At 50.8% G+C, this 20,086-nt stretch carries 19 protein-coding genes; 14 read left to right on the forward strand and 5 right to left on the reverse strand.

Annotated features, from left to right (window positions below):
* Positions 1-199 precede the first annotated feature (199 nt).
* From Q4A84_RS03530 to Q4A84_RS03560, 7 genes are all read left to right on the forward strand, one after another.
* Positions 200-571, forward strand: a complete 372-nt coding sequence (locus tag Q4A84_RS03530) for a SirB2 family protein (protein ID WP_303087548.1) — start codon at positions 200-202, stop codon at positions 569-571.
* 24 nt (positions 572-595) lie between these two features.
* Positions 596-1,552: a glutathione synthase gene (gshB, locus tag Q4A84_RS03535; RefSeq protein ID WP_303087549.1), complete on the forward strand. Its 957-nt coding sequence runs from the start codon at positions 596-598 to the stop codon at positions 1,550-1,552.
* 76 nt (positions 1,553-1,628) lie between these two features.
* On the forward strand, positions 1,629-2,042 hold the full coding sequence (locus Q4A84_RS03540) for a diacylglycerol kinase (protein WP_303087550.1): 414 nt from the start codon (positions 1,629-1,631) through the stop codon (positions 2,040-2,042).
* A gap of 9 nt (positions 2,043-2,051) precedes the next feature.
* A complete protein-coding gene (locus tag Q4A84_RS03545; protein ID WP_303087551.1) occupies positions 2,052-2,519 on the forward strand; it encodes a copper chaperone PCu(A)C in 468 nt (155 codons plus the stop codon).
* Between the two features lie 47 nt (positions 2,520-2,566).
* Complete coding sequence (hpnD, locus tag Q4A84_RS03550) at positions 2,567-3,415, forward strand: presqualene diphosphate synthase HpnD (RefSeq protein ID WP_303087552.1); 849 nt, start codon at positions 2,567-2,569, stop codon at positions 3,413-3,415.
* Positions 3,412-4,713: a hydroxysqualene dehydroxylase HpnE gene (gene hpnE / locus Q4A84_RS03555; RefSeq protein ID WP_303087553.1), complete on the forward strand. Its 1,302-nt coding sequence runs from the start codon at positions 3,412-3,414 to the stop codon at positions 4,711-4,713. The genes hpnD and hpnE overlap by 4 nt, the downstream gene beginning before the upstream one ends.
* Before the next feature lie 44 nt (positions 4,714-4,757).
* Positions 4,758-5,480 (forward strand): SDR family oxidoreductase, encoded by a 723-nt coding sequence (locus Q4A84_RS03560; protein WP_303087554.1) that lies wholly within the window; start codon positions 4,758-4,760, stop codon positions 5,478-5,480.
* Positions 5,481-5,532: 52 nt separating this feature from the next.
* Here the strand turns inward: Q4A84_RS03560 and Q4A84_RS03565 are convergent, their stop codons facing one another.
* The 4 genes from Q4A84_RS03565 to edd all read right to left on the reverse strand — a co-directional run bounded on the left by Q4A84_RS03565 (position 5,533) and on the right by edd (position 9,873).
* Positions 5,533-6,594 (reverse strand): MBL fold metallo-hydrolase, encoded by a 1,062-nt coding sequence (locus Q4A84_RS03565; protein WP_303087555.1) that lies wholly within the window; start codon positions 6,592-6,594, stop codon positions 5,533-5,535.
* 128 nt (positions 6,595-6,722) lie between these two features.
* Positions 6,723-7,346: a bifunctional 4-hydroxy-2-oxoglutarate aldolase/2-dehydro-3-deoxy-phosphogluconate aldolase gene (locus Q4A84_RS03570; protein ID WP_303087556.1), complete on the reverse strand. Its 624-nt coding sequence runs from the start codon at positions 7,344-7,346 to the stop codon at positions 6,723-6,725.
* 182 nt (positions 7,347-7,528) lie between these two features.
* Entirely contained in the window at positions 7,529-7,867 is a 339-nt protein-coding gene (locus tag Q4A84_RS03575) for a hypothetical protein (protein ID WP_303087557.1), read from the reverse strand.
* Between the two features lie 176 nt (positions 7,868-8,043).
* Positions 8,044-9,873 carry a phosphogluconate dehydratase gene (gene edd / locus Q4A84_RS03580; protein ID WP_303087558.1) on the reverse strand — a complete coding sequence of 610 codons (1,830 nt, stop codon included), beginning with the start codon at positions 9,871-9,873 and terminating at the stop codon, positions 8,044-8,046.
* 402 nt (positions 9,874-10,275) lie between these two features.
* On the opposite strand from edd, the gene zwf reads away from it, so the two are divergent.
* The 5 genes from zwf to pgi all read left to right on the forward strand — a co-directional run bounded on the left by zwf (position 10,276) and on the right by pgi (position 16,426).
* Positions 10,276-11,712, forward strand: a complete 1,437-nt coding sequence (gene zwf / locus Q4A84_RS03585; RefSeq protein WP_303087583.1) for a glucose-6-phosphate dehydrogenase — start codon at positions 10,276-10,278, stop codon at positions 11,710-11,712.
* A gap of 105 nt (positions 11,713-11,817) precedes the next feature.
* Positions 11,818-12,519 (forward strand): 6-phosphogluconolactonase, encoded by a 702-nt coding sequence (gene pgl / locus Q4A84_RS03590; RefSeq protein WP_303087584.1) that lies wholly within the window; start codon positions 11,818-11,820, stop codon positions 12,517-12,519.
* Positions 12,500-13,519: a glucokinase gene (locus Q4A84_RS03595; protein WP_303087559.1), complete on the forward strand. Its 1,020-nt coding sequence runs from the start codon at positions 12,500-12,502 to the stop codon at positions 13,517-13,519. The genes pgl and Q4A84_RS03595 overlap by 20 nt, the downstream gene beginning before the upstream one ends.
* A 181-nt stretch (positions 13,520-13,700) precedes the next feature.
* Positions 13,701-14,561 (forward strand): MurR/RpiR family transcriptional regulator, encoded by an 861-nt coding sequence (locus Q4A84_RS03600; protein WP_303087560.1) that lies wholly within the window; start codon positions 13,701-13,703, stop codon positions 14,559-14,561.
* A 185-nt stretch (positions 14,562-14,746) separates the two neighbouring features.
* Positions 14,747-16,426: a glucose-6-phosphate isomerase gene (pgi, locus tag Q4A84_RS03605; RefSeq protein ID WP_303087561.1), complete on the forward strand. Its 1,680-nt coding sequence runs from the start codon at positions 14,747-14,749 to the stop codon at positions 16,424-16,426.
* A 1-nt stretch (position 16,427) separates the two neighbouring features.
* On the opposite strand, the gene Q4A84_RS03610 is transcribed toward pgi, so the two are convergent.
* The gene (locus tag Q4A84_RS03610; protein WP_303087562.1) at positions 16,428-16,586 is read right to left on the reverse strand and encodes a hypothetical protein; all 159 of its coding nucleotides are present in this window, start codon (positions 16,584-16,586) and stop codon (positions 16,428-16,430) included.
* Between the two features lie 61 nt (positions 16,587-16,647).
* Here Q4A84_RS03610 and recG point away from each other — a divergent pair, with 61 nt between their 5' ends.
* Both recG and Q4A84_RS03620 read left to right on the forward strand, forming a co-directional pair.
* A complete protein-coding gene (gene recG, locus Q4A84_RS03615) occupies positions 16,648-18,690 on the forward strand; it encodes an ATP-dependent DNA helicase RecG (protein ID WP_303087585.1) in 2,043 nt (680 codons plus the stop codon).
* 86 nt (positions 18,691-18,776) lie between these two features.
* Complete coding sequence (locus Q4A84_RS03620; RefSeq protein WP_303087563.1) at positions 18,777-20,051, forward strand: hypothetical protein; 1,275 nt, start codon at positions 18,777-18,779, stop codon at positions 20,049-20,051.
* The last annotated feature ends 35 nt before the right edge of the window (positions 20,052-20,086 follow it).

Below are 20,086 nucleotides of genomic sequence, written 5' to 3' on the forward strand. Positions count from 1 at the left end.
ACTTATTATTGAATAAACTATTTATTTTATAGAGGCTGTTTTTTATACTTGGGCTGGTTTCCTGCAATGTATCGGTAATGTGATGATTGATAAAAGGTAGCATAGTGATTATTTGACTTGGAAGCGTAAGCCTGCATAGAAGGAGAGGGGCAGTTGGGTTACAATAATGCCTGTCTGAAAATAAAATATAGAAACCACTATGCCTTTTCTCGTTATTAAACATGCGCATATTACATTTGTGGTTATTACCATCTTATTGTTTAATTTGCGTTATGGTTTGCGTGTGGCGCGTCCGAGTAAACCACTACCATCGGTTTTAAAAATTCTTCCGCATATTAATGATACTTTGTTGTTGTTCACGGGTTTGTGGGCGATGACAACTGCAAAATGGGTGCCTTTCGGTAATGCCAACTGGCTAGGCGTGAAGCTGATTTTGGTCGTGCTGTATATTTTTTGCGGTGCGGCGGCCATGCGGGCACCTTCACGTTCTTTCAAATCGATTGCCGGCTATGTGATGGGGGTATCTTGTATTGCGGTTATTGTGTATCTGGCCTATTACAAGCCATTTTAAGCCGAGCGCTTATTAGGAATCAAAATGAATATTCTGTTTATTGCCGACCCGATGGCGGGTTTTAAAACTTATAAAGATACGACTTACGCGATGATGCGTGAAGCTGCTGCACGCGGGCATCGGCTTTTCCATACGTTGGCAGGTAGTTTGGCGGTTAAAGACGGGCGGGTTGTGGCGGCGGCGGCGCCGTTTGATTTTATCAGCGCGAAAAATGATGATGATCATGCGTGGTTTAAAGCAGGATCGGGTTCTGTAACGGCACTGACGGATTTTGATGCGGTCGTGATGCGTACTGATCCGCCATTTGATATGCAATATCTTTATGCTACTCAACTGCTTACCTTAGCCGAGGCGAATGGGGCGAAGGTATTCAATAGTGGGCAGGCCATGCGTGATTTCAATGAGAAATTGGCGATTTTGAATTTCAGCCAATTTATTTCGCCTACTATTGTGACGACTCGTGCTCAGGATGTGCGTGATTTTCTGGCTGAGCATGGCGATATTATTGTGAAGCCGCTTGATGGTATGGGGGGAATGGGGATTTTCCGCTTGACTCAGCAAGACCCGAATATAGGTAGCATTTTGGAAACTTTGATGCAGCTTGAAACGCGTACGATTATGGCGCAACGTTACATTCCGGATATTGTTAAAGGCGATAAACGTGTGCTGGTGATTGATGGCGAAGTTGTGCCCTATGCTTTGGCGAGGATTCCGCAGCAAGGCGAAACGCGCGGCAATCTGGCGGCCGGCGGACGCGGCGTGGCGCAGGAGTTGAGCGATCGAGATCGTGAAATTGCGGAAACGTTGGCGCCTGAATTGAAAAAGCGCGGCATTTTGTTGGCGGGGCTGGATGTGATTGGCGATTATCTGACCGAGGTTAACGTGACCAGCCCGACCGGTTTTCAGGAAATCACGAAGCAGAAAAACTGGAATGTCGCCGCGGCATTTATCGATGCGGTAGAATCGCACGCTTCGAATTAAAAGCAGAATGCCTGTCTGAAAACGCATACTGTCGTTTCAGACAGGCATTGGTTATGTATGAACCTTCGGGAAAATTATGGAAAAACCGGTTCAAAAGCCGAGTTATGCTGAAGAAGTTAAAGGGAAAACCGGCATCAGGCGCATGCTCAATGCAACCCGTTATTCTATCAGCGGGTTTGCGGCGGCTATGGAGGAACAAGGCTTCCGGCAGTTGGTTTATTTGAATGCGGCTTTGTTTGCGTTACTGATTTTTTTGCCATTCGGCCCGGCGACCCGCATGATGCTGTTCATGGCTTCGTGTATCACGCTGATTATCGAGCTGCTTAATACAGGCTTGGAAGCGGCGGTGGACCATACTTCTTTGGCGCAACATCCTTTGGCCAAACGGGCAAAAGACGTCGGCTCGGCCGCTCAATGTATGGCTTTGCTGATGTTGGTCGGATTATGGGCGATGGCATTGTGGCGCGAATATGGGTTGAATCTGTTTTAAGGAGCAAAAATGAAAAAAACCTTATTGGGTTTGATGGTTATGGGGGCGTGTTGCAGTGCTCTGGCGGGGGGTATCGATGCAGAACAAGCTTGGGCGAGGCCGACGGTGGAAGGTGTGCGTAATGGCGGTGCGTTTCTGATTTTGAAAAATCAAGGCAAGCAAGACGATATGCTGTTAAGCGCATCTTCTCCAGTGGCTGAAAGAGCGGAAATTCATGAGCATGTCAGAATAGGCGATTTGATGAGAATGCAGCCGATTAAAGGCGGTTTGCCTTTGAAGCAGGGCGAGGCAGTGATGCTGATGCCCGGGGGTTACCATGTTATGCTGATGGGGTTGAAGAAAACCTTGCAAGCGGGAAGCACCTTTCCTTTGAAGCTAAAATTCCAACATGCCAAGCCGTTGACGGTTAATGTGGAAGTGAAAAGCGCGGATTACATTCCGCCGAGCAACCCTCATTCGTCGCATGGCCTGAAGTAGAATGGTTGTTGTTAAACCCATTCTGATTTGATTGTGTTCGAGCGATTATGCAACCGATAGAATATTGCACACTTAAAGCCGCCGAAAGCGGCTCCAGTTTTCTGGCCGGATTTCGTTTCCTGCCGCAAAAGCAGCGCGAGGCGATGACCGTGCTGTATGCGTTTTGCCGTGAGCTGGATGATGCGGTTGACGATTGCTCCGATGCCAATGTGGCGCAAACAACGCTGAATTGGTGGCGCGTAGATTTAGCCACGGTATTTTCAGACAGGCTGCCGGAGCATCCGGTAAATCAGGCCTTGCAAACCATTGTGCATGAGTTTGCTTTGCCGCAGGAAGAGTTGGAAGAAATCGTAAACGGCATGCAGATGGATTTGACTCAGGCGCGTTATCAGGATTTTGAGACGCTCAAGCTTTATTGCCACCGTGTAGCGGGCGTGGTAGGGCGGCTGATTGCCCGGATTCTCGGCTTTACCCAGCCGCAAACTTTGGATTATGCCGATAAAACCGGGCTGGCGCTGCAATTGACCAATATCATCCGCGATGTGGGTGAAGACGCTCGCCGCGGCAGGATTTATCTGCCCATCGCTGAATTACAGCAGTTCAATGTGCCCGTCGCAGCCATTATGCGGGGTGAAGCGGTGCCGGAATTTAAGACGCTGATGGCTTTTCAGATAGATCGCGCGAAGCAGGTTTATCGGGAGGCGATAAGCGCGTTGCCACCGCAGGATAAGAAAAACCAGAAAGCGGGTCTGGTGATGGCTGCCATTTACCATGCCTTGCTGCTCGAAATCGAGCGAGACGGGGCGCAGAACGTATTGAAATATAAAATTACCATTCCCGGGCCGCGTAAAAAACGCATTGCTTTGAAAACTTGGTTGTTCGGATTCAGGCCATGAAAACTACCTACAAACCGAAAATCGCCGTTATCGGCGCGGGCTGGAGCGGATTGGCTGCGGCGATGGGGCTATGCGGCAAGGCTGAATTGACCCTGTTTGAAGCGGGCAAAACCGCCGGTGGCCGTGCCCGCACGCTTAATGCTGAAAAAGGCGGCTTCAGCTTTTTAGACAACGGGCAGCATATTTTGATTGGCGCCTATCATGGCGTGCGTACGCTGTTGGAGCATGCCGGCGTTAAGCCCGAGCAGGCTTTTTTACGCTTGCCGCTGCAATGGTATCTGGCCGACGGCATGCGTTTTCAGACAGGCATATTACCTGCGCCGCTGCATATTTTAACGGCTGTATTGCGGGCGAAAAACATCAGCTTGTCGGATAAACTGGGTTTGCTCGGCCAGATGTCTGCCTTGCAAAAGCGTGCGCCGGAAGCACCTGATACGGCCGTAGCTCCGTGGCTGCGTGCGCAAAATGTATCGCGACGGCAGCTGAGCGATTTTTGGGAACCTTTGGTATTGGGCGCTTTGAATACGCCGCTGGAGCAGGCCAGTGTGAACACGCTTTGCCACGTTTTGCGTGACGGCGTGTGGTTGGAGAAAAGTGCGGGCGATTATTGGCTGCCTAAGTGCGGCTTAGGCGAATTGCTGGTTGAGCCTGTGATGGCTTGTCTGAAAAAGCATCAGGTGCAAGTGCGCTTGGGCGAACGGGCGGAGACCTTGCAATGTTTGCCTTACGACAAGGTGGGCGTCAACGGAGAGGTGTTTGATGCTGCGGTGATGGCGGTTGCGCCTTACCATGCGTTGGGTCTTTTGCCTGAAGAAACCCCGGCAGCGTTCAGACAGGCATTGGCATCTTATTCTTACCATGCGATTACTACGGTTTACTTGCGCTATGCCGTGTCGGTAATATTGCCTGCCGCGATGACGGGTTTTGCCTCTGGCACGGCGCAATGGTTGATTGACAGAGGCCGTCTCGGCGGCGATGCACATGAAGTGGCTGCGGTTATCAGCGTATCGGAAACCCATAACTTGAACCATGAAGAATGGGTGGAGCGAGTGCATGCGGATGTATTGCGGGTTTGCCCGCATTTGCCGAGGCCGCAGGAGGCGCGGGTCATTACGGAAAAACGCGCAACCGTTGCTTCTACGGTTAATCGAGTGCGTCCGGATTGTGCATGGCTGCATCACAAAAATATTTTTCCGGCGGGCGATTATTTGCATCCGCGTTATCCCGCTACGCTTGAAGCCGCGGTGCGGAGCGGGCAACAGGCGGCTGCGCTAGTGCTGAACCGGTTTGAACGATGAAAGCCGGTTTGGCCGGAAGATTGATAGAAAATTAAGGAACCGATATGGGCAACAAACTTGAAGGCAAAAACATTCTGATTAGCGGCGCTTCGCAAGGAATCGGAGCCGAGGTGGCGAAAGCGTTTGCCGCGGAGGGCGCAACCGTGATTTTGGTGGCGCGCCATCAGAAGAAAATGGAAAAAATTTATGATGAAATCGTTGCGGCAGGCGGGCCGGAGCCGTTTGCCGTATGTTTCGACCTGATGACTGCGGAAGAAAAAGAGTTTGACAATCTGGCTCATACCATTGCGGAAGCAACCGGCAATCGGCTCGACGGCATTGTGCATTGCGCCAGCTATTTTTATGCGCTCTCGCCTTTGGATTTCCAGACCGTAGCCGAATGGGTCAACCAATACCGCATTAATACGGTTGCGCCTATGGGTTTGACCCGTGCCTTTTTGCCTTTGTTGAAGGCGTCGTCGGATGCTTCGGTGATTTTTGTCGGCGAAAGTCATGGCGAGAAGCCTCAGGCCTATTGGGGCGGCTTCGGCGCATCGAAAGCCGCGCTCAATTATCTTTGCCGGGTTGCGGCCGACGAATGGGAGCGTTTCCCTCATCTGCGAGCCAATGTATTGGTGCCCGGTGCGGTTAATTCGCCGCAACGGATTAAAACTCACCCGGGCGAATCTTCCGGCGAACGCAAGAATATCGCTGACATCATGCCGGATTTCGTTTACTGGGCAAGCCACGAAAGCAAGGGCCGTACGGGGGAAGTGGTTTACCTTTAATGCCTGTCTGAAAAAATGCCTGTCTGAATGTTTTCAGACAGGCATTTTGGTTTTAAGGCTTGGCAAACCAATCTTCCGTTGCTGTATCTGTGTCGAATATTTGCCCTTGCAGCGGTGTTAACGGATTGAGCCCGAGTTTGCGGGCAAGCGGAATGCTACGTAATACGGGTTCGTTCCACGAGTGCAAAGCCAGCGGGTAGGCACCCCAATGAATCGGCATAAACCGCTTGGGCTTGAATTTGGCGGCCACTTCCACCGTTTGTTCGGGGAACATATGATTATCCGGCCAGCGCTCGTTGTATTGGCCGTTTTCGACAAAGGCAATGTCGACCGGGCTGAAACGGGCGGCAATGGCGTCGAAATGTTTGCCGTAGGAAGAATCGGCGCTGTAATAAAAACGCTCTTGGTCGTGCTCGATAACGAAGCCCGACCACAGGGTTTTATGGCGGTCGTTTAGGCCGCGGCCGGAATCATGGCGTGCGGGAACGGCAGTGTAGATGATGCCGTTGCGCTCGGTGCTTTGCCACCAGTCAAGCTCGGTAATGCGCGAACGGGGCACGCCCCATTTTTCCAGCAACACGCCCAAGCCGAGGGATACGATGAAATGATTGTTTTTTGCAGCCAGATATTTGACGGTCGATTTTTCCAAATGATCATAGTGATTATGCGAAATAAGCACCGCATCTAACGGCGGCAGCTCGTTAAGGCCGGCAGGCGGCGCTTGGAAGCGGCGCATCATAATGGGCACGGGCGAAGCGTATTTACCGAAAACGGGATCGGTGATAACGGTTTGATTGCCGATGCGCATGAGTAAAGTGGAATGGCCGAACCAGATAAAACGGCTTTTTGCGCCGGCGGCCAAAAAAGCCGACCAATCGGGTTTAACCATAGGCAAAGTTTCAGGCGGGCGGGTGGAGGCTTTGTCTGTCAGCATGCGCCACATGGCACTGGCTACATCTTTTACCGGACGCTGCGGCTCGGGATTGTAAAACAAACCGGTTTGGGGATTGTAATGGTCGCTGGTCGGGTAGGCGGGATAGGTGTCTGGCATAAGGAAATAGGCAAGGGCGGATGTGATAAATAGGCTGGCGATGAGCTTTTTGGCGTGTTTCATGAAGGGCTTGGAATGACGATTGCCGGTGGATTTTACAGGTAAATGAGATGGGTCGGCTATTGCTTGGCAAGAAATGCCTGTCTGAAATGGTTTCAGACAGGCATTTGTGTACTCGGGCTGCGTCTGCTTTATTTGCGCAAGGCGGAGGCTTCTTTTGCCAGTTGAGTGATGGTTGCCCAATCTTTGGCAGCCACGGCAGCTTTAGGTGTCAGCCAAGAGCCGCCGACACACAATACGTTGGGTAGTTTCAGATATTCCGGTGCGGTTTCGAGGCTGATGCCGCCTGTCGGACAGAATTTCACTTGCGGAAACGGGCCGTTTAGCGCTTTGAGCATTTCGCGCCCGCCAACCACTTCGGCGGGAAAGAGTTTCAGGGTGTCGATGCCATGCTCCAGCGCCAGCATTAATTCACCCGGGGTGGCCACGCCGGGGATAACGGTGATGTCGCTTTGCTCGGCGGCTTTGGCAAAATGGCTGTTTAGCCCCGGGCTGATGGCGAATACCGCGCCCGCATCGGCTACGGCTTTAAGCTGTTCGCTGTTGATGACCGTACCCGCACCAACAATGGCGCCGGGCACTTCTTTTTTAATCAATCTGATGGCATCAATGCCGACAGGTGTGCGCAAAGTGATTTCCAAAGTGGGGATGCCGCCGGCCACAAGGGCGTGTGCTAAATCGACGGCGGTAGACAAATCTTCAATCGCCATCACCGGCACAACGGCACCGGCACTCAGAATTTCGCGTGCGTTCATAGTTCAGTTTCCTTCGATGGGTACAAAGTGTAATTTTAATACAAATATAAACCGATGTAATTTAATTTGAATCAAGACAAATCAGATTTAAGATTTTGATTCCATCGGCCATGTAGCTTAGGCTGGTATTTTTAGGGTTCAAGCTATTAAATGGGATTGGGTCGAATCAACAACGGTTTTTCCTATGGCTTAAAAGACACCCCGAAATCTGTTTCGTTTTTGGCGTCTTGACGCAGCGTAACATCATAAGCATGGATTTTGCCGCATGCCTGTACCGTCCATGTTTCGGTTACATATAACAGCCCGTTAGGTCGGCTGGCGCCATTGATAACGGCATTGACCGAGTTGATTTTGCGGCACTGAAAAGCCAGGTTTTCGTTGCGTTTGATGGCTGCGAAGACATCGTTGCGTAAAATATTGTCGTTGTTGTAAGAGGCACTCTCGCCAGTAAATTGAGTGTTACTCAAGCTGGCGCAGGCGGAAAGTATTACAACGGGAATAAGCAAGAAGGCTGTTTTCATCGGTCTGTTCTTTATCGAATGAGAAAATGGAGATCAGATTATCGCACTGTATTGCAACTCGGAACAAAACTATTGATAATCAAAATATTAACTTAGACGAAGAAAGTGCATGTATATTGGCAAAGCCTGTCTGAATCGTTTTCAGACAGGCTTTGCCGGCCAGCTATCTGTTAGCCTTAGGCAAAATCACCGCCGAAGCTCATGGCGCCGGTTTCCGCGCTGCTGGAGATGCTGCGGAAGCCTGCAAACAGTTCGCGACCGATGCCGTGGGTATTTTTACTTAAATCGGGCTCGGGGATTTCGCGTGCCGCCCATTCTTTCTCGTCAACAAGGGCGTTTAATTCGCCGGTAAACGAATCGAAACGAATCATATCGCCGGTGCGGATTTTGCCGATACCGCCGCCGAGCAGGGCTTCGGGACTCATGTGGATGGAAGCGGGCACTTTACCCGATGCACCCGACATCCGGCCGTCGGTAACCAGCGCAACTTTAAACCCTCTGTCTTGCAAAATACCCAAAGGCGGGGTCAGTTTGTGCAGCTCCGGCATGCCGTTGGCACGCGGGCCTTGGAAGCGAACCACGCAGATAAAATCGCGTTCCAATTCGCCGCGGTCAAAAGCGGCCAATACTTCTTTTTGATCGTTGAACACAATCGCAGGCGCTTCGATAACACGGAATTCATCGTTTACGGCAGATACTTTAATCACGCCGCGGCCGATATTGCCTTTCATCAGGCGCAAACCGCCGTCGGGAGAGAAGGGGCGCGAGAAGGGGCGCAGAATATCTTCGTCGCGGCTTTCGGCCACTGCATCGTGCCATTCGAGTTTGCCGTCGATTAAGAAGGGCTCTTTCGTATACGCTTCCATGCCGCGGCCGACTACGGTGTCAACATCGTCGTGCAGCAAACCGTTGTTGCGCAGTTCGCGGATAACGAATGGCAGTCCGCCGATGGCGGCGAAATGGTTAACGTCGGCCTGGCCGTTCGGATAAACGCGGATAAGCAGAGGAATGATGGAAGAAATTTCGTCGAAATCATCCCATGTCAGAATCACGCCGGCGGCACGAGCCATGGCAACCAAGTGCATGGTGTGGTTGGTTGAACCGCCGGTTGCCATCAAGCCGATAATGGCATTGATAAAAGATTTTTCACTCAGCATCTCGCCAATGGGCTTGGCGGTTTTGTTTTTAATGCCTTCCGCCAGATGTGCCGCCGCATAACGGGTCATCGCTTCGCGCATGGGTGTGTATGGGTTGAAAAACGCAGCGGCAGGTAAGTGTACGCCCATCAGCTCCATCATCATTTGATTGGAGTTGGCCGTGCCGTAGAATGTGCAAGTACCAGGGCTGTGATAAGAGCCCATTTCGCTTTCCAACAAGGCTTCGCGGCCAACTTTACCTTCGGCGAAAAGCTGGCGGGTTTTCGCTTTTTCTTTATTGCCGATACCGCTGGTCATCGGGCCGGCCGGCACAAAAATACCGGGGATGTGGCCGCAGCTCAAAGCACCGATTACGAGCCCCGGAACGATTTTGTCGCACACGCCGAAGAAGAGTGCGCCGTCAAACATTTGATGCGAAAGGCCGACGGCCGTGCTCATGGCAATCACGTCGCGCGAAAACAGTGATAATTCCATGCCTTCGTAACCTTGGGTGATGCCGTCGCACATGGCGGGTGTGCCGCCGGCTACTTGAGCGGTGGCGCCGTGTTTGTGCGCTTCGTCTTTTATCCAAGCCGGAAATTCGGCAAAAGGCTGGTGGGCGGACACCATATCGTTATAGGCAGTAATCATGCCTAAGTTAGGTACGGTGGGCTGAAGCATTTCGATTTTGATGGTTTTGGGCATGGAGGCGTAACCGTGCGCCAGATTGGAGCAGCCTAATTGGTCGCGTTCAACTCGGCCTTGTTGCACGAAAGAGCGAGTGCGTTTAAGGTAGGCTTCGCGCGTAGGGCGACTTCGTTCGATTATGCGGTCGGTAATGGCTTTTAAGGTTGGATTTAAGGTAGTCATAAGTTGTCTTTCTTGAAGTTCGTGCTCTGAAACGTTTGCATTTGGTATTTATAAGGTATTTTATATCGTAGTTTAGTTACAAACTTATTCATCCTGGTACTTTGCTGCTAGGTTGTAATTTTCTAACATAATACCACTTTAATCTAAGAAAGTATTTACTTAGGTCAAACTTTTACGCACATGAAACCATAGACAAAAGGTGTAACGGCGTGTAGGATTGCTACGAACATGTAGATGGTATTTCAAAAGGCATTTGCTAATGTGTATTTTATATGAAAACTAAGTTTTTTGTGATTCGCAAAGGTGTGTTTTGAAATACAATTTCTTCGAATTTGAAATTTAACCACAATTATTAATAAGGGCAATCGCCCCCATTTGAATATTTTAAGGAAAAACATAATGATGAATACGCAAACAAATTTTGATTTGGTATTGTTCGGTGCAACCGGCGATTTGGCGATGCGTAAACTTTTGCCCTGTCTTTACCAAGCTCATGCGGCCGGTCTGTTGAATCCGGAAGGCCGTATTTTGGGCGTCAGCCGCAGTAAGCTTGATACGGCGGAATTTCTGAAAAAAGTGGAGAGTGATTCTAAAATCCATATCAAACAGAATTTTACCGAAGCATTATGGGATTCCTTCGTTAAGCGCATCCAATATTTAACGGTAGACGTAACTCAAAAAGCCGATTTCGATGAATTGGCTAAATTGGTGAAAGCACGCCAAAATACAGAAAACGTTATCGTTTACCTTTCTACCGCGCCCACTTTCTTTGCGCAGGCTTGTGAAAATCTGGCGGATGTCGGTTTGAACGGTGAGAATGTACGCATCGTGTTAGAAAAACCGTTGGGCACCGATTTGAAATCCTCTCAGGAAATCAACGCGGATGTGGCCAAATATTTCAAAGAGTCGCAGGTTTACCGTATCGACCACTATTTAGGCAAAGAAAGCTTGCAAAACCTGATTCCTTTGCGTTTTGGCAATGTCTTTTTTGAGCCTGTATGGAACAACCGCTTTGTGAAAAGCGTTCAGATTACCATTGCCGAGCAACTGGGCGTGGAAGAGCGCGGAGAGTTTTACGATGCTACCGGCGCCTTGCGCGACATGGTGCAAAACCATATTATTCAAATGCTTTGCTTTACCGCGATGGAGCGCCCGAAAACCTTGGCGGGAGACGACGTACGCGATGAGAAAATGAAAGTGCTTAAAGCGCTTAAGCCGTTTACGTCGGCCGACGTGGATGCCAATGTGGTGCGTGCGCAATATACGGCAACCGAGAGTCAGCCCGGTTATCTGCAAGAGCATAATGTGCCCGCTGGCAGCCGTACCGAAACTTATGTGGCTATCAAAGCGGAAATTGATAACGAGCGCTGGAAAGGCGTGCCTTTTTATCTGCGAACCGGCAAACGGATGGCCGGCAAAACCGCTGAAATCGTGTTGAACTTCCGTGAAGATACGGCCGGTTTGTTTCCAAACACGCCGAACCGTTTGGTTATCAGTTTGCAGCCGCAGGAAACGGTTAGCGCGCGCGTATTCATGAAACAGCCGGGGAATGGTATGAACGTGGTGGCTGCGGAAATGAGTATTGATTTGGCGAAAGAAATCGAAGGCCGTCGTGCAGAGGCTTATGAATTGTTATTGCGCGAAGTGATTGACGGTCGGGTCAACCTGTTTAACCGTCGGGATGAATTGGAGGCGGCTTGGGAATGGGTGATGCCGATTATGGAGAACTGGGCGCAAAGCGCGATTCCGCCGCATGGCTATGCCGCATCCAGCTGGGGGCCTAAGGAAGCGCAGGCATTGCTGGCAAAAGACGGTAATGCGTGGCTGGAAGACCAATAAGCGTTTTTCCAAAAAGAACTACCGGTTTTCAGACAGGCATTAACGGTTGGGTTTCTATGCCTGTCTGAAAACAACAGAAGAATATTTAAACAAGAGAGAACTGTGATGACTTACCAATTCCATGAGCATGCCGATGCCGCCGTTGCGGCGCAGGCACAGGCCGAAGCTGTTGCTGAGGCATTGAAAAATGCGTTGGCGCAAAAAGGCAGTGCGGTCTTGGCCGTATCCGGCGGTAAATCGCCGATTGCTTTTTTTGAAGCTTTATCGAAAATCAATCTGGATTGGGCCAATGTGGGTGTGACATTGGTAGACGAGCGTATCGTGCCGACCGATCATGCAGACAGCAATACCGGCTTGGTGCGTGAATATCTGCTGAAAAACCAAGCGGCCTCGGCAACATGGATTCCGATGGTTGAGGCCGGTGTGGATGAAACGGCGCTGGTAGACAGTGAACGTGCCGTGGCTTTTGCTTTGCAGCATTTCCGCCAGCCCGATGTGCTGGTGCTGGGCATGGGCGGCGACGGGCACACTGCTTCTCTGTTTCCGCAAGCGCCTCAGCTTGATAAAGGGTTGGATCCTGCCAATAGCGTTCCCTTGTTGCATACCACGCCGGTTACCGCGCCGCATGAGCGTATTTCTATGACGCTGGCCGCGATTGAAAAAACGCCGGTCGTGTTATTGGCGATAGCCGGAGCCGATAAAAAAGCCGTGTTTGATCAAGCGGCTGTTGCGGCAAATAAAGCGTTTCCGGTAAGTTTTGTTCTCAATTCAGAAAAGGTTGTCTGTCATGTCCACTACACCCGCTAAAAATAAAGAAACACCGAAGGCCAACGCGCTGTGGCCTCGTTTGGTTGCCGATATCGGCGGAACCAACGCACGTTTTGCTTTGGAAACGGCGCCGCAGAAAATCGAACAGGTGGAAGTGCTACCGTGTAACGATTATGATACGGTGGTTGATGCCATCAAAGAATATCTGCACCGCGTCGGTAATCCGCCCATCAAGCATGCTGCCATTGCCATTGCCAATCCCATTGTGGGCGATTGGGTGCAGATGACCAATCACCATTGGGCGTTTTCCATCGAAACCACGCGCCAGTCGTTGGGGTTTGATACCCTGATTTTGCTGAACGACTTCACTGCACAAGCACTGGCTATTACGCAGATGAATGAGAAAGATTTAGTTCAGGTGGGCGGCATGCAGCCGGTTGAAAATGCGCCTAAGGCAGTACTCGGCCCGGGCACCGGTTTGGGTGTGAGCGGGCTGATTCCCGACGGTCGTGGCGGCTATACCGCGCTGGCGGGAGAGGGCGGCCATGTGAGCTTTGCGCCGTTTGACGATGCTGAAATCATTATCTGGCAATACGCCAAGAAAAAATACGGACACGTTTCGGCCGAGCGTTTTCTGAGCGGCTCCGGCTTAACCTTGATTTATGAAGCTCTGGCTGTAAAGGAAGGCATGAAACCGCAAAAACTCACACCGGCGGAAATCAGCGAGCGTGCCTTGAGCGGTTCGTCGCCTTTATGTCGGTTGACATTGGATATTTTCTGCGCCATGTTGGGAACCGTGTCGTCTAATCTGGCTTTGACATTGGGTGCGCGCGGCGGTGTTTATCTGTGCGGCGGCATTATCCCGCGCTTTATCAACTATTTTAAATATTCTTCTTTCCGCAACCGTTTTGAAAACAAAGGCCGTTTCGACGCTTATCTGGCAGCGATTCCGGTTTTTATCGTGCTGGCGGAGTATCCGGGCATTTCGGGCGCCGCTGTGGCGTTGGATAATGAATTGGCGGCCAAAGGCATACGCTGATTTTTTCCGGCATCCGTTAAGCCGCGGGGTCTTCGGACGCCGGAAAGTAAAACGGTTAGAGGTGCTTCAGACAGGCATCTGATTTAACTCTTAACCGTTGTAAAATAATAAAGAATGCCTGTCTGAAAACAGAGTTGGAACGCTTCCTGAATAAAAAATCCAAGTATAAGGAACGAGATAAATGTTGAGTAAAATCAGTGAATTTTTAAGCGAGTTATCCGGCGCTGAGCGTAAAGTAGCCGAATGTGCTTTGGCAGAACCAAAATGGTTTGTTCATGCGGCCGTGGCGGAAATTGCCGAGCGTGCTTTGGTGAGCCAGCCTACCGTTATCCGCTTCTGCCGCAGCTTGGGCTATAAAGGCCTGCCTGAATTTAAGCTGGCGTTGTCGGCCAGTATCGGCCAAGAAGGTATGCCTTTCGTACACGCGGAACTCAACAGTGACGATGATATGGGCGATGTTACCGAAAAAGTGTTGGGTAATACCGCCGCATCCATTCTTGGTGCACGACGGTTCCTGAATGAAACTGAATTGGAAAATGCCATCGCGATGCTAACCCATGCTCGCCGCATCGAGTTTTACGGGGTAGGGAACTCCGGTATTGTGGCTCAGGATGCGCAGCATAAATTTTTCCGTTTCGGTATGTCGACCGTAGCTTATGCCGACCCGCACATTCAGCTTATGGCCGCTTCTGTGTTGACCGAGCAGGATGTGTTGGTGGTGATTTCCAATTCGGGCTCGTCGATTGAAGTATTGGATGCGGTGAGCATTGCCAAAGAAAACGGGGCTTCGGTGATTGCGATTACCCGTGCCGATTCCGCTCTGGCCCAGCTGGCGGATTGCGTGCTGAACGTAGCCTCGTCGGAAAACAGCGAACAATATACGCCGATGGTTTCCCGTTTGTTGCAACTGGTGGTGGTCGACATTCTGGCTATCGGCTTGGCGTTGCGCTTAGGTGAAACCGCCAGCCTGCAATTACAAAAAGGTAAACGAAGTATTCATAATAAGCGTATCGAGCATGATCAAGCAGAAGATGATGCCTGAGTAAATCGCAGATAAAACGTTATGCTGCCCAAGTGGCGGCAAAACGGCTGAATTTGATTTTATTTGTAGCTTTATTACAAAATAGTTAGCCGGATTTGTGAACCATTCTTTCAGACAGCCTGCTTCAGGTTGCCGTTTTCCTCATAATCAGCTTCACTCATACAGATAAATATAAAGGACAACCAATGAAAAATTTGCAAGAATTACCCGCCTGGAAACAGTTATGGAGCCTCTTTGAAACCGCCAAAAACCTGCATATGCGCGAATTGTTCGAGCAGGATCCGAAGCGCGCCGAACGCTATTGGCTGGAAGTGGGCGGCTTGAAACTGGATTACTCTAAAAACCGCATCACCGATGAAATTTTGCAAGGCCTGATGGCATTGGCCAGGGAAGCCGGCGTGGAAGAGCGCAGAAAAGCCATGTTTGCCGGTGAGAAAATCAACAAAACCGAAAACCGCGCCGTTTTGCATGTGGCTTTGCGCAACCGCACTAATGCGCCGATCGAGGTTGACGGTGAAGATGTGATGCCTAAAGTCAACAGCGTGCTGGAGCGTATGGGCCGTTTTGCCCATGCCGTGCGCTGCGGCGACTGGTTGGGCTACACCAATCAAGTGATTACGGATGTGGTCAACATCGGTATCGGTGGTTCGGATTTAGGCCCGCTGATGATGTGTTCCGCTTTGAAAAACTACGGCCATCCGCGCCTGAGAATGCATTTCGTATCTAACGTGGACGGCGCTCAATTGCGCGATACACTTGAGCGTGTGCATCCGGAAACCACTTTATTCATCATTGCATCTAAAACCTTTACTACGCAGGAAACGCTAACCAATGCAAATACCGCGCGCCAATGGTTCTTGCGCGAAGGCAGCGAGGAAGACATTGCCAAGCATTTCGTGGCGGTATCTACCAATAAAAAAGCGGTTGCCGAATTCGGTATCGACACCGACCATATGTTTGAATTTTGGGATTGGGTAGGCGGCCGTTACAGCCTTTGGTCGGCCATCGGCTTGCCGATCATGCTTTATTTGGGTGAAGAAAACTTCATCGAAATGCTCAATGGCGCCCATTTGATGGATCAGCATTTTTACAATGCGCCATTGGAGCAAAATATGCCTGTATTGCTGGCGATGGTCGGCATTTGGTATATCAATTATTTTGGCGGCGGCAGCCATATCATTGCGCCTTACGACCAACACTTGCATCGTTTGCCCAAGTTTATCCAGCAGCTGGATATGGAATCGAACGGCAAACAAGTAACCATGGACGGAAAACCCGTGCAATACGAAACCGGCCCGATTATTTGGGGTGAAACCGGCATCAACGGCCAGCATGCGTTCTTCCAATTGCTTCACCAAGGCACGCACATCACACCGATTGATTTGATTGCGTCTTTGGAAAAACGCAGCAATTTGCCCGGCCATCATGAAATTTTGCTCAGTAATGTATTTGCGCAGGCCGAAGCCTTCATGCGAGGCAAAACACCGGATGAAGCGCGTCAGGAGCTGCGTGAACAAGGGGTGGACGAAGCGCGTATCGAGGCTTTGGTTCCGCATAAAACCTTCTCCGGCAACCGCCCAAGCAACCTTATTATGCTGAATGAAGTCGACCCGCGTAACATGGGCAGCCTGATTGCTCTTTACGAACATAAAGTATTCGTACAAGGCGTTATCTGGGGTATCAACAGCTTCGACCAATGGGGCGTGGAGCTGGGTAAACAGCTTGCCAAAACCATTCTTTCCGAATTAACCGGAACCATTCCGCCGCAAAAACACGACAGTTCTACCGAGCACCTTATCCATGTTTATCGTCAGACCAACTGCGATGTAGACGGAACCTGTGCGTTGTTTGATGAGAAAAAATGATTCAATCAAACGAATGATTGATGATTAAAGCCAATGCCTGTCTGAATTTTTCAGACAGGCATTTATCATTGCGTATGATTGTTTCGACTGTTTGCCCCATTTCTTTAAAGACCACTTGTACCTTATCGTGATGATGATTGGCTGGAGGTGAATTTGACAAATGAAGTTCTTGAGCCATATAAGGTAAAATGTCGCCAACGCCAAACAGACCTGCTTGATACCTGATGACACCGGAAATCCGCAAACTGCTCAAAATCACAGACACCGCCGCCCAGAAGCTGGATAAGCTGGGTTTGAAGAGCGTGTGGGATGTGGTGTTGCATCTGCCGTTACGCTACGAAGACGAAACGCACATCACGCCGCTTGCCGATGCTCCTTTCGGCGTACCTTGCCAGATTGAAGGAACGGTTGTGCGGCAAGATGTGCAGTTTAAACCGCGCAAGCAATTGGTTGTTCAGATGAGAGACGATGCGGGTCAGGTATTGTTTTTACGGTTTATCCATTTTTATGCCAGCACGCAAAAGCAGGTGGCCGAAGGGCGGCGGATTAGGGCGGTGGGCGAAATCAAGCATGGTTTTTTCGGCAAAGAAATGATTCATCCGAAAATCAGAGATGCGGAAAACAGCGGGCTGGCCGAAAGCCTGACGCCGGTTTATCCGACGGTAAACGGCTTGAACCAACCGACTTTACGCCGCATCGTGCAAACGGCTATGGAAGCCGTTCCGCTCAACGATACCTTGCCCGAAGAATTGCTGGCGCAATTGAAATTACCGCATCTGGCCGAGAGCTTGCGCCTTTTGCATGCGCCGCCGCCGGAATACAGCGTAACTCATCTTTCCGACGGCACATTGCCGGCCTGGCAGCGGTTGAAGTTCGATGAATTGTTGGCGCAACAGCTTTCGATGCGGCTGGCTCGGCAGAAGCGGGTTGAGGCGCGGGCGAAACCCGTATGTGGCGATGGCAGCATGAGCAATCGTTTGCTTTCGGTGTTGCCGTTCGAGCTGACCGGAGCCCAGCAGCGCGTATTGGCCGAAATCAGGCAGGATATGGCGCAGCCCCATCCTATGCACCGCTTGTTGCAGGGTGACGTCGGTAGTGGCAAAACCATTGTGGCGGCCTTGTCGGCATTGAGTGCGATTGAAGCGGGTTATCAAGTGGCGGTTATGGCGCCAACCGAAATTCTGGCCGAGCAGCATTATGCGAAATTCAAGCAATGGTTCGAGCCTATGGGTTTGGACGTGGCTTGGTTGACCGGTGGCGGACGGAAAAAAAGCAAGGAGCAAACCAAGGCTTTGCTGGAAAGCGGTGAAATCAAAATTGCAGTCGGCACCCATGCACTGTTTCAAGATGACGTACAGTTTGAGCAGTTGGGGCTGGTGATTGTGGATGAGCAGCATCGATTCGGCGTGGCGCAGCGGCTGGCGTTAAAAAACAAAGGGCAAGACGTGCATCAGCTGATGATGTCGGCCACGCCGATTCCGCGTACTCTGGCGATGAGTTTTTTTGCCGATTTGGACGTGTCGGTTATCGATGAATTGCCACCCAATCGCACGCCCATCAAAACCCGATTGGTCAATAGTGCCCGCCGCGCGGAAGTGGAAAACTTCGTGCTCGGCACATGTGAAAAAGGGCAGCAGGCCTATTGGGTTTGCCCTTTGATTGAAGAGAGCGAAACTTTACAATTACAAACCGCCGTTGATACGCAGCTTGAATTGCAGCAAGCATTGCCGTCGCTGAACATCGGCTTGCTGCACGGCAGGATGAAGGCGGCGGAAAAAGCGGCCGTTATGGCGGAATTTTCCTCAGGCAATATTCACGTATTGGTGGCAACAACGGTGATTGAAGTTGGGGTGGATGTGCCCAATGCCAGTCTGATGGTTATCGAGCATGCCGAACGTATGGGTTTAGCACAGCTGCATCAATTGAGGGGCAGGGTGGGCCGCGGGGTGGCGGCCAGCAGTTGCGTTTTGTTGTTTGCCGAACCGTTGAGCGAATTGGCCAAAGCACGATTGAAAGTGATTTATGAAAATACCGACGGTTTTGAAATCGCGTGGCAGGATTTGAATATTCGGGGGCCGGGAGAGTTTCTCGGCGCGCGGCAGAGCGGGGTGCCCATGTTGCGGTTTGCCAATTTGCAAGAAGACATGCGTCTTTTAGAGCAAGCCCGCGATATTGCGCCGGAATTGATTGCCAAACGACCGGATGTGGTGCAGGCACATTTAAACAGATGGTTGGGCAGCCGTGAAAACTATCTGGGTGTGTAATGCCTGTCTGAAAAAAGCAGTGTACACTTTTGATTTCAGCCCGAATGCCTGTCTGAAAACCTCGAATCCTTTAACGAAAGAGCCTTATGAAACCTCAGCGTCTGACCCCGCAACAGCAGAAAATACAGCACCAGCTAGACAAAATTTCCGCGCGGTTTCAAGCCTGCTCGGCTGCCGGAGATTTTCCTGCTGCGATGCGGGAATCGTTGAAGGCGCACAAGCTGATACCGAAAGCCATCGCGCCTTTGAGCGATGCCGCATCTATGGCGGTCAAAAGCAGCTTGTGGGCGGAAGGCATCAAATATGCCAAGCAGGCATTGAAGCTGGATGCTAAACACATCAACGCTTATGATGCGCTTTCCCATGCTTATGATGGCTTGGCGGATTGGGAAAATTGCGCTCGTTACGGATTGCGCGCCTTGCAGCTGCGCGACGAGCTTTACGGCCAAACGCAAGTGGTATTGCCGCCAATCGTGCCGCAGCCGGATGGCAAAAAAATCATTTCGTTTTCCCTGTTCGGCGCCAGCTCGGCCTATTGCGAAACGGCGGTGATGAACGCCGAACTTTGCCCGTCGGTTTATCCGGGTTGGGTATGCTGTTTTTATATCGACGATAGTGTGCCGGAGCAAATCGTAACGCGGTTGAAGCACTTTGGCGCGGAAACCGTTTTGGTTGAAGAAGCACTGCAAAGCTGGCCGGCTACGATGTGGCGTTTTCTGGCGGCGGATGATGAGAATGCTGCTTATGTGGTGTTTCGTGATGCCGATTCGGTTATTTCACAACGGGAAGCCAAAGCGGTAAACAAATGGTTGGCCGGAGGTAAACTGTTTCACACGATGCGCGATGCGGGCACGCATACCGAGCTGATTCTGGCCGGTTTGTGGGGTATGGTTGCCGGCGCAGTGCCGGATATGCGGGGGAAAATAGATGCCTATCTGAAAAATCCGTTGGAATCGCGCCATTTTGCCGATCAGTTTTTCTTGCGCGAGCATATTTGGCCTTACGCGAAGCAAAGCCTGTGTGCTCATGACCGCTTGTTCGGTTTTCTTGATGCGCCGGATTTTCCTGAAACATGGCCGAATTTTATCCCTGAAAAACATCATGTCGGTTGTAATGAAGGCAATTCGCATATTGCGGCGGCACTCGATTTGCCGGAAGGCAGCCGGATTTTATGGCGCCTGTTTACCCGTATTTCCCCCTTGTTTGGCGAAAATTATGCAGAAATCGTTAACGAAGAAGAGCGCTTGGTTTGTTCTTATGAAACCGTTGTGCAAAAGGGCGAGCTGAGCGCTTATATCCCGCGCAGATATTCGCAAGGCGTGGCGCGCGGCTTAACCAAGGTAACGGTGGCCGCCTTGTGATAAGCATCGCTGATGTTGTCTTTATTTACTACTTC

The organism is Neisseria sp. (assembly GCF_030527965.1).
In the GTDB taxonomy this organism is placed as follows: domain Bacteria; phylum Pseudomonadota; class Gammaproteobacteria; order Burkholderiales; family Neisseriaceae; genus Neisseria.

Bases quoted from the DNA above. Each gene is read 5' to 3' on its own strand.
- Q4A84_RS03530 (WP_303087548.1), top strand. From the start codon at position 200: ATGCCTTTTCTCGTTATTAAACATGCGCATATTACATTTGTGGTTATT.
- gshB (WP_303087549.1), top strand. From the start codon at position 596: ATGAATATTCTGTTTATTGCCGACCCGATGGCGGGTTTTAAAACTTAT.
- Q4A84_RS03540 (WP_303087550.1), top strand. From the start codon at position 1,629: ATGGAAAAACCGGTTCAAAAGCCGAGTTATGCTGAAGAAGTTAAAGGG.
- Q4A84_RS03545 (WP_303087551.1), top strand. From the start codon at position 2,052: ATGAAAAAAACCTTATTGGGTTTGATGGTTATGGGGGCGTGTTGCAGT.
- hpnD (WP_303087552.1), top strand. From the start codon at position 2,567: ATGCAACCGATAGAATATTGCACACTTAAAGCCGCCGAAAGCGGCTCC.
- hpnE (WP_303087553.1), top strand. From the start codon at position 3,412: ATGAAAACTACCTACAAACCGAAAATCGCCGTTATCGGCGCGGGCTGG.
- Q4A84_RS03560 (WP_303087554.1), top strand. From the start codon at position 4,758: ATGGGCAACAAACTTGAAGGCAAAAACATTCTGATTAGCGGCGCTTCG.
- Q4A84_RS03565 (WP_303087555.1), bottom strand. From the start codon at position 6,594: ATGAAACACGCCAAAAAGCTCATCGCCAGCCTATTTATCACATCCGCC.
- Q4A84_RS03570 (WP_303087556.1), bottom strand. From the start codon at position 7,346: ATGAACGCACGCGAAATTCTGAGTGCCGGTGCCGTTGTGCCGGTGATG.
- Q4A84_RS03575 (WP_303087557.1), bottom strand. From the start codon at position 7,867: ATGAAAACAGCCTTCTTGCTTATTCCCGTTGTAATACTTTCCGCCTGC.
- edd (WP_303087558.1), bottom strand. From the start codon at position 9,873: ATGACTACCTTAAATCCAACCTTAAAAGCCATTACCGACCGCATAATC.
- zwf (WP_303087583.1), top strand. From the start codon at position 10,276: ATGAATACGCAAACAAATTTTGATTTGGTATTGTTCGGTGCAACCGGC.
- pgl (WP_303087584.1), top strand. From the start codon at position 11,818: ATGACTTACCAATTCCATGAGCATGCCGATGCCGCCGTTGCGGCGCAG.
- Q4A84_RS03595 (WP_303087559.1), top strand. From the start codon at position 12,500: ATGTCCACTACACCCGCTAAAAATAAAGAAACACCGAAGGCCAACGCG.
- Q4A84_RS03600 (WP_303087560.1), top strand. From the start codon at position 13,701: ATGTTGAGTAAAATCAGTGAATTTTTAAGCGAGTTATCCGGCGCTGAG.
- pgi (WP_303087561.1), top strand. From the start codon at position 14,747: ATGAAAAATTTGCAAGAATTACCCGCCTGGAAACAGTTATGGAGCCTC.
- Q4A84_RS03620 (WP_303087563.1), top strand. From the start codon at position 18,777: ATGAAACCTCAGCGTCTGACCCCGCAACAGCAGAAAATACAGCACCAG.